This window comes from Thermogemmatispora sp. (genome assembly GCF_019683635.1).
Lineage (GTDB): Bacteria > Chloroflexota > Ktedonobacteria > Ktedonobacterales > Ktedonobacteraceae > Thermogemmatispora.
This window is the reverse complement of the sequence record NZ_JADGIA010000046.1, coordinates 1-14,101: the sequence shown is the minus strand read 5'-3', so window position 1 is coordinate 14,101 and position 14,101 is coordinate 1. Positions and strand designations below refer to the sequence as shown.

The window sequence follows — 14,101 nt, the reverse complement described above, 5'->3', positions numbered from 1 at the left end:
TACTGCTCCGTCTCACAAGAATGGGCTTGATGCGCGCTCACGCCACGCTGCAGCCAGAGCCAGCCCAGGACCAGCGCAGGCCGGATCGTCAGCGCCAGCGCCTTGCTCTGCTCACTCGGTCAACTGAGAGCCACCTCGCTTCCGAGCGCCAGCGAAGCGCAGAGGGAGCGCCCCAGCCACCAGGGTCTGTCTGCAGCCTGCCAATCTGGTAGGCGCCCATCCTGCTCCACGAACCTGCCGTTCGCACTCTGCCCCCAGTCCGCGGGAAGAAGGGCACAGACGACCACATGGAGCAGAGTGCAGGAGCCGACCGCCAGGTTGAGCGAGGCCGTCCCCTGGCCGGCTGGCTCAGGATGGCTCACGATCCGATAGTGACCTAATTGCTCTAATTGACCCGGGTAGAGCGGCTGCGGTAGAGGCGGCAGCGCCTGCGTCTGCCAGCAGATCAGGACATGGCGCAGCAAGGGGTCGGTGGTCCAGCGCCAGGAGACGATCAGACGATTGCCATCGAGGGCCGGACGCAGGGCTAGCTGTACGTCTGGCGGTTGCAGCATCTCCGCCAGACGCCGGGCGGCGACCTGCAGCTGCAGGCGATAGCGCTCCAGAGCCTGTGACAGTGGGATAGTCCGGGCGATCAGCAGCATGCGCCGGTAATCGCAGGCGCGCCAGGCCCGCTGCAACTCCTGTAAGAGCAAGGCGCTCTCCACACGCCGACGCTGGGCCTCGTCCAGCAGAGCAGGAAATGTCTCCAGCAGCGCCGGCGTATAGGCCGCAACTAGCTGCTCATCGCTGGCCTCCTGCTTCAGCAGATGGACCAGCTCCAAGGCCCGCCGCGCCTCATTCAGACGCAGCTCTTGGACCCCTGTCAGGCGCTCCAGGGAAGCCGACGGCAGCGCGTTATAGGCCGCCAGCAACCGCCGCGGTCCCTCCTCGCCAGGCACCTCCGGGGCCGTTATCAGCGCCTGCTCAAAGAGCCGCCAGCGCTGTTCTTGCTCCCAGACATCGTCAAGACGCCGCTGCTCCTCGGGCGTGAAGAGGAAAAAGGTGCCCTGCCTGGTAGTCTGCAGGTGTTCATAGAAGGCGACCAGACGGCGATCATCCTCGTAGGCAGCCACGAACTCCTGAGCCAGCTCCAACAGCGTCCGCTCGTCGGCGCTGAGCTGCCTCGCGGCGAGCAGCGGATGAGCGGCGGCGGCGATCAGCCGAGGCTGCCGCGAATGCAACGCAGACAGGAAGCGCTGATAGACCCGCCAGCGTTCGCGCGCCAGCTCCAGCCGCTGGCGCTCCTCAGCCGTGAGCAAGAGGCCCGTACTCGTGGCAGCTTCCTCTTCCAGTTGCTCGCCCAGCATGACGAGCGTAGCATCGTCGTCGGCATCCAGCGCTGCGCAGAAGCGGCGTGCCAGCTCCAGCCGTTCCCGCTCTGCGGGCGTCAGGGCCGTGCTCTCTTCCAACAGCGGATCGTCAGCCTCGGCCACCGCTCGCAGACGGCGACTGCGCAGGGCCATACGCAGGCGGGCCAGGGCGGCCAGGCGGCGCTCGGCCAGCTCCGCCCGCTGTTGCTGCTCGGCGCTCATCTGCAGCTCTGCGGCCAGAGGTGACAGAGCAATGGCCTCGTAAGCCTCAAGCAGAGCGTCGTCATCGGCGGCGGGATCGGTCGCCAGCGCCCAGAAACGCGTCGCCAGCGTGCCTAGCCGCTCTTCTTCTGGCGGCAGCGAGAGGCCGGCCTGCTGCAGCTGAGCGTAGGCCCGGACGACCGCCGCGATCTCCTTCGACTGGCGCGCCTCCTTCCAGGCCCGCCGTGCCTGCTGACGCTGACGGGCGGCCTGCAACTGGGCCTGTTCCTCCGCGGAGAGCAGCGCCAGCCCATAGTATTGACTGAGCGCGCCGGCGGCCTCAAGCAGGGTCTCATCATCCTGCTCGGCCAGGGCCTGCAGAAAACGCTCTCCCTCTGCGAGCAGGCAGCGCTCGCCAGGCGTGAGGGTGCGCGAGTCATCGAGGACGGTATCGTAGCTGGCCAGAATCGCTTTCAGCGAGCAGGTGCGACTGTGGAGCGCGTCGCGAAAGCGCTGCCGGGCGGCCAGGCGCCGGCGGGCCAGCTCCACCCGTGGCCGCTCAAGCTGAGCCGGCCCATAGCCTTCCAGCAGCGGCTGCCAGGCGCGGGCGATCGCCTCATCGTCGTCGCTCGCGATGGCCTCTTGCAGCTTTTTGAGGGCTTCCCTGCGCTCATAGTCGGGATCGAGCAGGGCAAACGGAAAGTGCACCTGAGCGACCGGCTGCCCACAGGCCGCCCGCAGCTCCTGGGCAAGCTGGCGCACAAACGGATCGCGCGCACTCAGCAACTCCTGGAAGAGGCGCGAGTTCTGGGGATCGGCGAAGTCCTCAGCGATAAAGAGCAGAGACTCGGGTGGATTGCCACGCTCATCGAGGCGGGCATAGCGTCGCCAGAGCGTGGGATCGCAGGCCAGAGCGCTCAGGGCCGTAGTAATTACCAGAGCAGAGAAAGCGTCGGTCTCTTCATTGAAAGGGCGCTGGCGCATCTGAGGATGCTGGTAGTCCTCTTGCCCGGCCAGCACCGGTGGATAGCCGGCCAGCGGCGGAATATAGACACCGTCGTAGTCGACCAGCACCAGGCGCCCATCCTCGCGCACCAGCACATTGCTGCCGGCCAGGTCACCATGCGCCATGCGTGCCTCGCGCATGGTCAGAACCAGCTTCTGCCAGCGCTGGCTCAGCTCCCTGAGCGCCACACGGTTGCCCTGGCTGCAATAGAGATGGACCGCCTCGCAGAGGGTCCGCCCCTCCACCCACTCCATCGCAATCAGCGGACAGACCTCGTCGCGGCCCTGCTCTTTCACCACAACCCCCTCACGATAGTAGGTGAAAGGCACCGTCGCCGCCCGCAGCGCCGTCTGCGCGGCGAAATAATTGGCGATCTGGCGATAGCGTTCCTCGGTGTCGGGCTTCATGTCTACATGAAAGCAACGCAAAGCGCGCGTCTGCCCGCTGCGCGTGCGAAACTTGTAGACAATAGCAAAGCCCCCCTCCAGGCCCCAGGGACGTTGGATCAGGCCCCGGCGGGTCTTGATCTCAATCATCTCGACCCGGCCCTCGCGCAGCTCAGGGTCAGGCACCAGCAGGCGACTGCGCGGAAACTGCATCGCCTCATCGAAGGCCAGACGTCCCGGCATAGGCGCTATTCCGTCCTTTCTCCCTGGGCAGGCCTCTTCTCCGGCTGAGCCTCCTGGCTGTCACCGCTCCCAACCTCGACCCCGGGCACGCCCAGCGCCGCCAGCGTCCGTCGCAGCGAGGCGGCGCACGGCTCGGCAGCCAGCAGCGGGGCATAGCGCTGCCAGAGCTGGGCCGCCTGCTTAGCCACATCGGCGCGATTGAGCAGCGGACGTAGCTGCCAGAGCAGCTCATCGAGCGCCTCGGCCACACAGCGCGCCTGCTCGATCTCGCCAGGGATGACCAGACCCTGCTCCCGGAAAGCGGTTCCATCGCCGTAGAGCACGGCCATCCGCCGACGATCTCCCGCGCGGCGCGCCTCCTCAAAGGCGCGTCGGCGCTCCTGCTGCAGTGCCACCTGATACGACTGCGTTGCCCCCAGCAGAATAGCGCGCTCGCTCAGCGTACGGCGGCAGGTCAGAACCAGCGCAGTGCAATCGTCATCGGCCAGCCCTCGCAGCGCGCGGCCCTCCTCGACGAAGGTCTCCCACGAAGATGGCACCTGCCGGGCCACCAGCTCAAAGCACTGACCGGGGGTCAGACTGCCATCGCCGCCGGCCAGAATCCAGCGCGCCAGCGCATCAGTGGCCAGCATAAGGCAATCGTCTGGCCTGAGCCTCAGCCACTGCTCCTGCAGGCGATGAAAAGAGCGTCGGAAGAGAGCCGCCTGCGAAGGCAGACAGAGCGGCGGCTTGGAGAACTCAGCCGGAGAACGCAGCGGGAAGGACTCCACCACCTCGCTGCCCGCCGGGCGCCAGAGCAGGCAGCTATCGCCGATCGCCAGCAGCTTGACCAGCGCATACTCCGGCTCCGACTCGACAACCCGCAGCGCCGCCAGCGTCGCCTGACTGCCCTCGCGCTGCCATTTCTGGCGCACCTCCGGCGGCAGCTGCTCGGGCGCAGGCAGCCCCTCCGCGTAGCGCGCCCGGGCCTGGCCGAGCCACCAGTCCAGCTCGAACGGGTCGGCGCTCAACAACGGGCAGGACACGAAGAGTTCCACCAGCGTCACAGCCCACTGGCGCGCAAAGAGCGTCGTCCCGGCGCCATCGGCCACAGCGAAGAGTCCGCGCCCCGCATCGCAAGCACAGGCGTCTTCCAGCGTATCGAGGTCGTGCTCCGACTTCCAGTATTCCAGAATCGAGATCTCGGCAAACATCAGCGATCGCCTCCTCGGCTCCCCACGGGCATGGCGCAGAGAGTTCATCTCTGTCAGCTTGCCAGCTCGTCACCCAGAGCCTGGCTCTTCAGCGATTCGGATCGAGGAGCTGGGTCGCCGGAATACTGGCGAAATTGAACATCAGACGCACCGAGACGGCGTCGCCGTTGAAGATCAGGCCGCGCGCCCCCGGGCTGAGATCACGATGCAGCATCGCTGAGAGCTGTGCCAGGCTGGTCTCAGGCACCGGGCTGGTAATGCGAAAGAGCAACTGCGCATAGGGATCGTTAGGCAGCTCGCTCTCCGTGGCCGGATACTCCACCGGAGCGCTGTTGAGATTCGTCAGGTGGACAGTAAACAGGAGGGCTTGACCGTCAGCAGTGGCCACGCGACAGAGATCCTGAGCGATGGCGGTCGGATCTCCATCGGTGGACATGCCATCGGTCACATTGATCACCACCGGCGGATAGCTCTGAGGATTGGCCGCCGCCCAGCGTTGAGCCAGCTCGGCTGCGCGCCGCAGAGCCGCGCACATCGGCGTTCCCTGCCCGGCGACCGGCTTCACCCAGATCGGGAAGGAGACCTCGACCTCGTAGACGGCCCCCGTTTCATCTAGCTCGCGCTTCTTGCGCCGCTCCACCGCCAGAGGCTGATCTTGCAGCTCACCCAGCGTCACAAACTCCTTACGCCCCAGCCCACCTTTGAGGGCCGAAGTCACACTTGTTCCGCTGTACCCAAGGATGGCCACCTCCGCGCGCGGACGCACCTCGGGCATGCCATTCTTGTCAATGACCGTGTTGGCCGTGATCAGCTCGTTGAGGAAACCGTTGACGACGGTCGCCAACATCTCACATTTGCGTCTTCCACCACCGGCCTGCTGCAGACCAAACGGTTCATCCATCGATCCCGACTGGTCCAGCAACAGGATAAGACAGCCTGGCTGGCGGCTATTCCAAGGCTGGCTATAGGGCATAACTCTCCTGCTCCTCTCTTACCGTTGACAACTGACGCCTGTTTTTCTAACGGGAGAACGCCATCTAAGCGATAAATTTGCGTATCTTTACCTAGACCAGAGTGCGGATCAGCGCGAGCGCTGGCCATGACTTGCCCGGCCAGCCCGCGCCCACCCATCACCAGCGCAGGCGTTGCACTCCATAGCGGTGGATGCTATAGAGCGCGGCACAGCAGGCGGCCAGGGCCGGCAGCAGCGCCACCAGGGAGAGCAGCGGCAGCCCGGGCCAGAGTCGCGCGATCAGCCACATACAGAGCTGCCCACAACTCACAGCATAATAGAGAGCTACAGGCAAGGCCAGTAACTGCATTGCCAGGGGCTTACGACGACTAATCGCCAGATAAAAGAGAGCGACCAGCAGAGGAATGGAAAGCAGAATCAGAGGCCATAGTTTCGGCAGCGCGACCAGTAGAAGCAGTCCGGCCAGAATGATGAGCAGACAATGGACAAAGCGGAATAGCCTGAAATCAGGCAGAAGAAGGAAAGAGCGATGACCGCTGAAGAAATGCACAGGCTTGACCGCCGGAGGCACCAGCGAGAAGGCGGGTCCCTTGAGGAAGCCAGCAGAGAAGGCGGGGAGCGTGCCCGAGACAGCGCTGGCGCCCGGGAGGGAGGACGGGCCTCTGAGGAAGATCGCTGGCGATGGTGAGACAGGCGTTGAGGCCGGTATAGGACCGGGCGTCGCAGGAGGTGTGTGCGGCGGAGAAGAGGGAGGTGAGGATGGAGAGACAGGCGTGGGCCTGGGCATAGACGTGGGCCTGGATTGCGACGGGCGGCTCTGCGCGGCAGCCTGCTCCAGGGCCTCGGCGAACGCCTTGACCGATGGATAGCGTAGATCGGGTTCCTTGGCCAGGGCCTTAAAGATCACAGCCTCAACCGCCGGGGGAATATCGCCAAAGCGAGCTGTCAACGACGGCGGTGGCTGCGTCCGCTGGAGGCGCATCAGTTCTTGCTGGCGAGCCAGCAGATCGGGAGCACTGCTGCTGAAGGGAGGAGCGCCGGCCAGCCATTCGTAGCAGGTCACAGCCAGGGCATACTGATCGCTGGCGCGGCGGCGCTGGCCATCAAATCGCTCGGGCGCCATGTATTCGGGCGAGCCCCATACCTCTTCCTCTGCAAGCAGCATCTGAGAAGCCGCTTGCGGATCAGCGGCTCGCAGCGTCTTATGTCCGATGATGGCAATACCAAAATCGCTCAGCCAGATCTGCCCACGCTCCCCGACGAGCATATTCGCCGGCTTGACGTCAAGGTGCAGAATAGCGTTCGCCCGTCCATCAGGCTCGCGGAAGTCGTGAGCGTACTGCAGAGCCGCGGCCACCTGCTGGACATAGGTCACCACCTGCTCCAGCGGGAGGCGCTGACCACGGGGGACGAGTTGACGCAGGCTGCCACCGGGGGCCAGTGGCATCACCAGGTAGGGCAGGGCCAGCTGCTGGCCGTGCAGCTCCACCTCATAGATGCCATAGTCGAGAAGCCTGATAATGTTGGGATGATTGAGACGCGAAACGATACGCACCTCGCGCTCGAAGTCCGAGCGACTCTCTGGCGAATCCAGCGAGCGCCGGCTGATCTTGAGCGCTACCTCCTGACCTGCTCCCCACTGGCCACGGTAGACGCAGGCGAAGCCACCGCCCCCCAGGACCCCGACCAGCTGGTAGTGGCCGACACGCCGGCCAAGCAACTCTGCACATTTGATCTCGATACTCATAGGCACCCCCTTGTTCAGGAGCGCTTACCAGGCTTGTCCAGGGACGCATTCCGCAACAGACTATAATGGAAACAGAATGAAGGCCAGATTATATTGAACAAATCGATTTCGTTAGAGAGCATAACACATCAATATCTTTCTGGCAAGAGAGGCTGCTTCTTAGGACAGCCTCCCGGTGAGCGGCGATCAGCGCGGCGAGAGGAGCGCAACGGGTCAAGGCCAGGGTCAGGAGGCTGAAGTGAAGCCAGCCTCCTGCGAGCCATCTTCAGGAAGACAGCCAACTAATTGGAGCAAGTCAGGTGCAGTGTGCGGCGCCGTGGTCCATCCAACTCAACCAGCACAACGCGCTGCCAGGTGCCCAGCAGCAGGCGGCCTCGGGCGTAGGGTACCACGAGCGATGGCCCGATCAGCGTCGACAGAATATGATCGGGCGCATGGGACGGATCGTGCGGATGCCGGTAGCGGATCGGCGGAAGCAGACGGCGCAGGGCCTCTAGAAAATCGAGGTCGGTGCCCGGGTCAAGGTCCATCGCCGCCACCGCACAGGTTGTATGCGGCACAAAGATGGTACACAGACCGTTATCTTGCTGCACACTGCGCACATGCTGCTCGATTGTATCGGTGATATCGATGATTTGATCCTTGTCACGGGTTTCAACGGCCAGAATCTTCATTTCAGCCATAGCCTGATCCTCCAATGTTCTGCAGCAATGTCTCTCTACCGTGTCAAACCGAATCAGAGCCGCCAGCGCCAGCGCGGGAGTCCGTTCCGTCCGGCTGGCAGCTCTCAGCTTGCGGCCACTGCCGGCAGGCACCCCGGTCTCTAGCTGGGTTTGCGCCCACAGATGGTCAGCGCATAGCAGAGGCCGACATGGTCCTCGCTCAGCATCTCCAACAGCATCCGTTCATAGAGGGCATCAAACTCGGCTTCGCTCAGAGAGGCGAAATGCAGCAAGAATGGCTTTGTCAGAGCGAAAGCCACTTCCGCATCTTTCACGCTGATAGCATACATCTCGCTGCCATAGGAGCCATCGACTACATACGGCGTCTTGCGGATAGCCACAAAGCCGGCCTCCGACAGGAGCTTGCCGAGCATATAGGGCACGCCGCTGGTATGGCCATCGACCGAGAAGGTACGCTTCAGGCGAGCCAGGGCCGTGTAGAGGTGGCCCATCATGGCCTGAAATGCCGGGCTATTCGTCACCGTCAGCTCAGGCTCCGAGAGACGCAGCAGCCCGCCAGGGCGCAGCAGGCGCCAGCACTCAGCGATCAGTGACCGCCAGCTCTCTTGATCCATAAAGGCGAAGATCCAGCGGGCATTGATCAGATCGAATGAGGCATCGTGAAAGGCCAGAGGCTGGCGAGCATCCATTACTTCGAAAGAGACGTTCGTCAGGCCGCGCACGCGTGCCTGAGCAAAGGCGTAGCGGATCATCGTCTCACTGATATCAAAGCCGACGATCTCCATCGAGGGATAGGCAGCCGCCAGCGCCAGGGCCCAGCCACCGGGGCCGCAGCCGATATCCAGGACCCGGCGCACGCTGCTGAGTTCCTCTGCTGTCAACTCGGGCAGCAGGCCCCCCATCGCCTGCGTCAGCAGCTGGTCCTGCATCATCAGGCGCGATGTCTCGGCAGCATCCTCAGCATCGATCGTATACTGACTCTGGGCTGTAGGCTCGGGAGAGGGGGCAGGGTGATCAGAGGTAGCCATTGCGTTTCTGTTCCGTCCTTTCTCTGAACTCCAGCGAACGGTGAGGCCAGGCGCATCCAGGGCAGGCAAGTCAGCAGTCGGCAGGGGAGCTACTCAGCGCTGTCGATCGCCCTCACACTGCTGGTCTGCGTCGGCGCAGCAGGCAAACACGTACACCTCATCGACATGTGGATCATTTCATGATCAGGCTCTCGTGGGCGCGGCAGGCGACAGTCCTTCCCTCTTGCATAGGGCCAACCCACAGGGACACGCTCCAGGATAGACTATCAGGGATGGCACGTCAAGCAGGAAGAAGCAGTGTGATGGCCTGGCTCAGTTGAGCAGCGTCCAGGGGTGCCAGCTACCATCAAACCACAGGTGCTGCAGAGCATTCGTATCAGTGCGCGCGAATACATCGATATAGGCGGGTCCCCAGGAGATGGCGGTCGGCGACGAGACCAGATGTCCGCCGAACGATTCCCAGGAGTGCCAGCTGCCGTCGTAGGCCAGGTGCAGGAGTGAGCCGGCGGGCGAGCAGGCGAAGACATCCAGGCGGTGGCTGCCCCACGAGGCCACGGTTGGATCGTAGATGAAGCTGCCGCCGAGGGACTCCCACGGGCCCCAGCTGCTGTCAAAGGCGCGGTGCCAGAGGGCATTATCGCCACCGCGGGCGAAGACATCCAGGCGGCCCGGGCCCCAGGAGACGGCTGCCGGGGCCGAGGTGATGACGCCGCCCAGCGACTCCCAGTCATGCCAGAGGCCGTCGTACCACTTATGCCAGAGGGCGTTATCGCCACCACGGGCGAAGACATCCAGGCGTCCGGCTCCCCAGGAGGCCACTGCCGGATTGGAGGTCAGCGAGCCGCCCAGGCTCTCCCAGTCGTGCCAGGAACCATCAAACCAGCAATGCAGCAGGCTATTGTCGACGCCGCGCACAAAGAGATCAAAGCGCTCAGGGCCCCAGGCTACGGCCACGGGATCGAAGGCCAGCGAGCCATTGAGCCGCTCCCAGTTGTGCCAGCGCCCGTCGAAATGGCGATGCCAGAGCGTATTGTCAGCGGCGCGGATAAAGAGATCGAGCTGGCGCACGCCCCAGGAGGCCAGGGCAGGGCGGCTGTTAATGCCCATGATGAGGGCCTGAGCGGTCGCCTGGGCCTGTGGCGTTGGGCTGGCCGGGCGCTCCGCAGGCGAGGGGGATGGCCTGGCCTGCGCGGTGGCCGTGGGACGCGGCTGAGAGGCCGGAGCCGGATGCTGGCCCAAGCCGCGCAGCAAGGTCAGCTGTTCCTCCAGGGTGGACACAGCGAGATCGCAGGTAGCGGCGCTGAGCAGGGCCAGGGCCCCGATTCTGACCAGGGCCTGGCGGCGCGAGAGTGGCTGTGCGGGGGTTACCGGCCTCCCCAGGGGCAGGGCCTCCAGGGCTGGACGCAGCCAGCGGAGCCAGCGCCGTGGCAGCTGAGAGGGTGGCGCGGGAGTCACGGGCGCCGCCGGGAGCGCGAGCGGCGCTGAGCGCGGCCTGCTGCCGTTGATCCTGGCGGTGTCGGCTTCGGCGCCAGTGGAGGACGGCGCTGCTGGGGCCGCCTCAGCTGAGTCGACGGAGAGCGCATCGGCAGATGACTCTGCGCTCTCCGGGCGTTCGGCGCGCGCCACCAGAGCGGCGGGCTGAGCTGGCTGGCGTCCCGTCTCAGTTGCCGGGGCCAGGCGCGCGGGTAAGAGCAGCGGCCTGCCTGGACGCCATGCCTCCGCCTCTGGTACATCTGGTACAGCGGGAGCGGCAACCGCCAGCCGGGCAGCCGGGACCTCAACGGTCGGCTCATCGGCGGCCTGAGCGAAGGCAGCTTCCAGGGCGCGGGCAAAGTCGGCGACGCTGGCAAAGCGCTCGCGCGGGTCTTTGGCCAGAGCCTTAAGGACCACCATCTCAATGGCCGGCGAGATGGCGGGCTGCTTCTCACGCAGCGGCGGCGGAGAGGACTGTAGGTGCTGCAGGGCGACCAGCATCTCCCCGCCGACAAAAGGAGGGCTGCCGCACAGCCACTCGTAGACGACCACGCCCAGGGCATACTGGTCGCTAGCCGGAGTTGGTGCTCCGTCGATCTGCTCCGGTGCCATATAGGTTGTCGTGCCGGCGGCATTGGGCGGCGCGTAGGGCGTGCGCGTCACGCCGGCTCCTGGGGCGCGCATGGCAATGCCAAAGTCGCTCAGCAGCAGCACGAAATTGTCGCCGAGCAACATATTCTCGGGTTTGACATCGCGATGGATAATTTGGCGCTCGTGCGCATACTGCAGAGCCGCTGCCATCTGGCGCACGTAGGAGAGCACTCGCCCCGGCGTCAGAACGCTGCCAGCGGGGTGACGCTGGCGCAGTGAGCCGTAGGGGGCGTAGTTCATCACGAGATAGGGCGTCTCGTCCTGGATGCCAAATTCCAATACGCGGATGATGTTCGGATGCGAGAGACGCGCAATCGTGCGCGCCTCGGCCAGGAATTGATTGAGGGCATCCTGCGTCAGGCGCGTCTGGAGCACCTTGATCGCTGCTGGCGTTTTGAGATAGATGTGCTCGCCCAGGTAGACGCGGGCAAAGCCGCCGCTGCCAAGCACCTTGAGCAGACGGTAGTTACCGAGTCGTTGCCCTGCATAGTCAATCATCGGCCCGTCTCGACCCTGTCCTATGGTTGCATTGCATGCTTTGTGTGCTATGCTGTGCTTCGCTGTGTCTCACCGTGGTGCGCTTCGCTGGCGCAACCGCCTTCCTGCCCCCCTCGGGCTTATTATAGCGTACACTCCCTTTTTTCGGGACAAAAGTCCCATTGAACGGGAGAAAATAGTACTTATGGCGCTACCTTCTTGGCCCGTCTGGCTGTCCGCTTGATGGTCAGCTGCCAGTTGCCGCCGCCTGCGGCCACCCGGTATACTGAAGCGTGCCAGCCAGTCGGAGACTGATCCCTGGCCTGGACCTTGGATCAGTCACTGGCAGCCAGGAGCTAGCTTGTGAGGTAAGAAGGGAGCAACGAGCACGGCCCTATGTTGAACGATCCCGTTTTGCTCAACGATTGGCATGTGGTAGCCTATGCGCCGGCTTTACCTGAGCGTCAACCGGTGGCGGCGCGCTTGCTCGATGAGGACCTGGTGCTGTGGAAGGTCAACGGGCGTGTCCATGTCTGGCGCGATCTCTGTGTGCATCGCGGCGCGCGCCTCTCGCTGGGACGTGTCGAGGATGCCTGTTTGATTTGTCCGTATCACGGCTGGACCTATGATGAGGAGGGGCATTGTGTGCGCTTCCCGGCCCATCCGGAGCAGAAGCCGCCGGCGACGGCCCATGCGCGCGTCTATCGGAGCTGTGTGCGCTACGACTGGGTCTGGGTGACGCTGGGCGCGCCTCAGCATGAGGTGCCGGCCTTTCCCGAGTGGGATGATGCCAGTTTCCGTAAGGTGCATACGGGTCCGTACTCTATTGAGACCAGCGGACCGCGCGCGATCGAGAATTTCCTCGATGTGGCGCATTTCCCGTATGTTCATGCGGGCTTCCTCGGCGATCCGGCCCATGCAGCAATCAATGATTATACGGTGGAGACAGGCGAGGATGGTATTACGGCGCGCGATATCACGGTCTGGCAGCCGAATCCCGACGGCAGCGGCCAGGGCGCTGAGGTGACCTATACCTACCGTGTGTTGCGCCCGCTGACAGCTTATTTTGTGAAGACGTCGCAAGGGCCGCGCTTCGCGATGTTCTTTACAGTGACGCCGGTGAGCGAGCGCCGCTGTATCGCCTGGCAGTACGTGGCCCTGAACTATGGTGAGCAGAGCGAGGAGGAGATCCGTCGCTTCGAGGACATGGTGATGCAGCAGGATATTCGTGTGATTGAGTCGCAGCGCCCCGAATTGCTGCCGCTGGATCTGCAGGCGGAGCTGCATCTGCGCTCGGATCGCACGGCGATCGCTTACCGCCGCTGGCTGCGCCGCCTGGGGATGACCTTCGGGACGGCCTAGGTCGGTTTCTCTTGTCCTTTTTACTTGTGTAACAGGAAGAAGCCGATAGATACTGTTACTACCAGTCTTGTTATTCGTTTCCAACAATAGAAGAAGGCGCACAAAGAAGGGCAATCCATGAGCACAGCCTCTCACCCGCCCGAGATGACACGGCTGGCTTCGTACCGCCGCTGTGTGGAGCGTATTCGCAGCGCCTGGCCGGCTTTTCTGGAGCGCCGTCGCCAGCGCCTGGCCGAGCAGGGGCGCTATGGCAAGGCGTCGGAGAAGGTGGCCGAGAATATCTTAGAGGATCTCTTTACGCTGGTGCTCGATTGGGAGCTGACCGACCTCAATCATCAGGTGCAGTATGCGGATCTGGTGCTGACGCGCCACGGCATTAAGTATCTGCTGGTGGAGGTGAAGCGCCCGGGAGCGCTGGCCTGGAACCGCCATGCGGTTGAGCGGGCGCTGGAGCAGGCGCAACGCTACGCGGAGGAGCAGCATGTGAAGTGCATCGCTATCAGCGATGGGGTGATGCTCTATGCGGCGCATCCGCGTCATGGCGGGTTGGAGGATCGGGTCTTTGCGTCGCTGACGGCTGTGGAGCCTCCGCTTGACCTGTGGTGGCTGAGTATCCACGGGATCTATCGCCCGCGTCCGGCGGTGCTCTCTCCGGCGGGCACGATGGAGCCGCTGCGGCTGTTGCCGGAGACGGCGCCGGCCCTGACACTGGAGGCCGAGGCGACGGAGCTGGTCCATCCGAAGTATCGGTTGCCGGCTGCCTGCTTTGCCTATGTGGGTAGCCCGAGCCGCCCTGAGACCTGGAAGCTGCCCTATCGTCTGGCCGACGGCTCCGTTGACGAGCGTCGTTTACCGAAGGCCATCCAGGCAATTCTGAGCAATTACCGCGGGACGAAGGTGGGCGGGATTCCCGAGAGCGATATTCCGGCGGTGCTCTTACGCCTGGCGGAGGCGGCCACCAGCCTGGGACGCATGCCCCACCAGCGCGGCGATGCGGCGGAGATCTACCGCCAGCTTGCCGACGCGCTAGAGCAGTTGGGCTATGCTCCTGGTGAGCAGAGACAGGGTCAGGGGTTGCTGATGGCTGAGCGGTCTTCTCCGTCTCCGGCTCGCCAGTCCTCTCAGGAGCGACATACGGGTCGTCGCCTTCTTTCAAAAGATCAGGAGCGTTCTTCCTAAGCGAGGGCGCGCCCTGGCTGAGCGCGTTCTCGCTTTCCTCAGCTACTTTCTACTCGCAGCTCTTCCCTTTGCGATGCGAGGGGAGAGGGCCAGAGCGGTGTCGTGCGTGGCGTTATAGCCGGCAGGCATCCGCTCTGGCCGCTTTTT

9 protein-coding genes are annotated in these 14,101 nt (G+C 64.0%); 2 read left to right on the top strand and 7 right to left on the bottom strand.

What is annotated here, in order from left to right; all coding sequences use genetic code 11:
* Positions 1 to 119: 119 nt before the first annotated feature.
* The 7 genes from IRZ31_RS07465 to IRZ31_RS07435 form a co-directional block, all read right to left on the bottom strand.
* Positions 120 to 3,188 carry a hypothetical protein gene (locus tag IRZ31_RS07465; protein ID WP_297151807.1) on the bottom strand — a complete coding sequence of 1,023 codons (3,069 nt, stop codon included), beginning with the start codon at positions 3,186 to 3,188 and terminating at the stop codon, positions 120 to 122.
* A gap of 5 nt (positions 3,189 to 3,193) precedes the next feature.
* Entirely contained in the window at positions 3,194 to 4,381 is a 1,188-nt protein-coding gene (locus tag IRZ31_RS07460; RefSeq protein ID WP_297151805.1) for a hypothetical protein, read from the bottom strand.
* An 88-nt stretch (positions 4,382 to 4,469) separates the two neighbouring features.
* Complete coding sequence (locus tag IRZ31_RS07455; protein WP_297151802.1) at positions 4,470 to 5,354, bottom strand: hypothetical protein; 885 nt, start codon at positions 5,352 to 5,354, stop codon at positions 4,470 to 4,472.
* 157 nt (positions 5,355 to 5,511) lie between these two features.
* The gene (locus IRZ31_RS07450) at positions 5,512 to 7,101 is read right to left on the bottom strand and encodes a serine/threonine-protein kinase (RefSeq protein ID WP_297151799.1); all 1,590 of its coding nucleotides are present in this window, start codon (positions 7,099 to 7,101) and stop codon (positions 5,512 to 5,514) included.
* Positions 7,102 to 7,382: 281 nt separating this feature from the next.
* A complete protein-coding gene (locus tag IRZ31_RS07445) occupies positions 7,383 to 7,784 on the bottom strand; it encodes a secondary thiamine-phosphate synthase enzyme YjbQ (RefSeq protein ID WP_297151796.1) in 402 nt (133 codons plus the stop codon).
* Between the two features lie 140 nt (positions 7,785 to 7,924).
* A complete protein-coding gene (locus tag IRZ31_RS07440) occupies positions 7,925 to 8,812 on the bottom strand; it encodes a class I SAM-dependent methyltransferase (protein WP_297151793.1) in 888 nt (295 codons plus the stop codon).
* A 312-nt stretch (positions 8,813 to 9,124) separates the two neighbouring features.
* On the bottom strand, positions 9,125 to 11,434 hold the full coding sequence (locus IRZ31_RS07435; protein ID WP_297151790.1) for a protein kinase: 2,310 nt from the start codon (positions 11,432 to 11,434) through the stop codon (positions 9,125 to 9,127).
* Between the two features lie 375 nt (positions 11,435 to 11,809).
* Here IRZ31_RS07435 and IRZ31_RS07430 point away from each other — a divergent pair, with 375 nt between their 5' ends.
* Together IRZ31_RS07430 and IRZ31_RS07425 are read left to right on the top strand one after the other, a co-directional pair.
* A complete protein-coding gene (locus IRZ31_RS07430; protein ID WP_297151787.1) occupies positions 11,810 to 12,775 on the top strand; it encodes an aromatic ring-hydroxylating dioxygenase subunit alpha in 966 nt (321 codons plus the stop codon).
* 117 nt (positions 12,776 to 12,892) lie between these two features.
* Positions 12,893 to 13,954, top strand: coding sequence for a hypothetical protein (locus IRZ31_RS07425; protein WP_297151784.1), 1,062 nt, complete (start codon positions 12,893 to 12,895; stop codon positions 13,952 to 13,954).
* Positions 13,955 to 14,101 lie beyond the last annotated feature (147 nt).

Bases quoted from the DNA above. Each gene is read 5' to 3' on its own strand.
- IRZ31_RS07465 (WP_297151807.1), bottom strand. From the start codon at position 3,188: ATGCCGGGACGTCTGGCCTTCGATGAGGCGATGCAGTTTCCGCGCAGT.
- IRZ31_RS07460 (WP_297151805.1), bottom strand. From the start codon at position 4,381: ATGTTTGCCGAGATCTCGATTCTGGAATACTGGAAGTCGGAGCACGAC.
- IRZ31_RS07455 (WP_297151802.1), bottom strand. From the start codon at position 5,354: ATGCCCTATAGCCAGCCTTGGAATAGCCGCCAGCCAGGCTGTCTTATC.
- IRZ31_RS07450 (WP_297151799.1), bottom strand. From the start codon at position 7,101: ATGAGTATCGAGATCAAATGTGCAGAGTTGCTTGGCCGGCGTGTCGGC.
- IRZ31_RS07445 (WP_297151796.1), bottom strand. From the start codon at position 7,784: ATGGCTGAAATGAAGATTCTGGCCGTTGAAACCCGTGACAAGGATCAA.
- IRZ31_RS07440 (WP_297151793.1), bottom strand. From the start codon at position 8,812: ATGGCTACCTCTGATCACCCTGCCCCCTCTCCCGAGCCTACAGCCCAG.
- IRZ31_RS07435 (WP_297151790.1), bottom strand. From the start codon at position 11,434: ATGATTGACTATGCAGGGCAACGACTCGGTAACTACCGTCTGCTCAAG.
- IRZ31_RS07430 (WP_297151787.1), top strand. From the start codon at position 11,810: ATGTTGAACGATCCCGTTTTGCTCAACGATTGGCATGTGGTAGCCTAT.
- IRZ31_RS07425 (WP_297151784.1), top strand. From the start codon at position 12,893: ATGAGCACAGCCTCTCACCCGCCCGAGATGACACGGCTGGCTTCGTAC.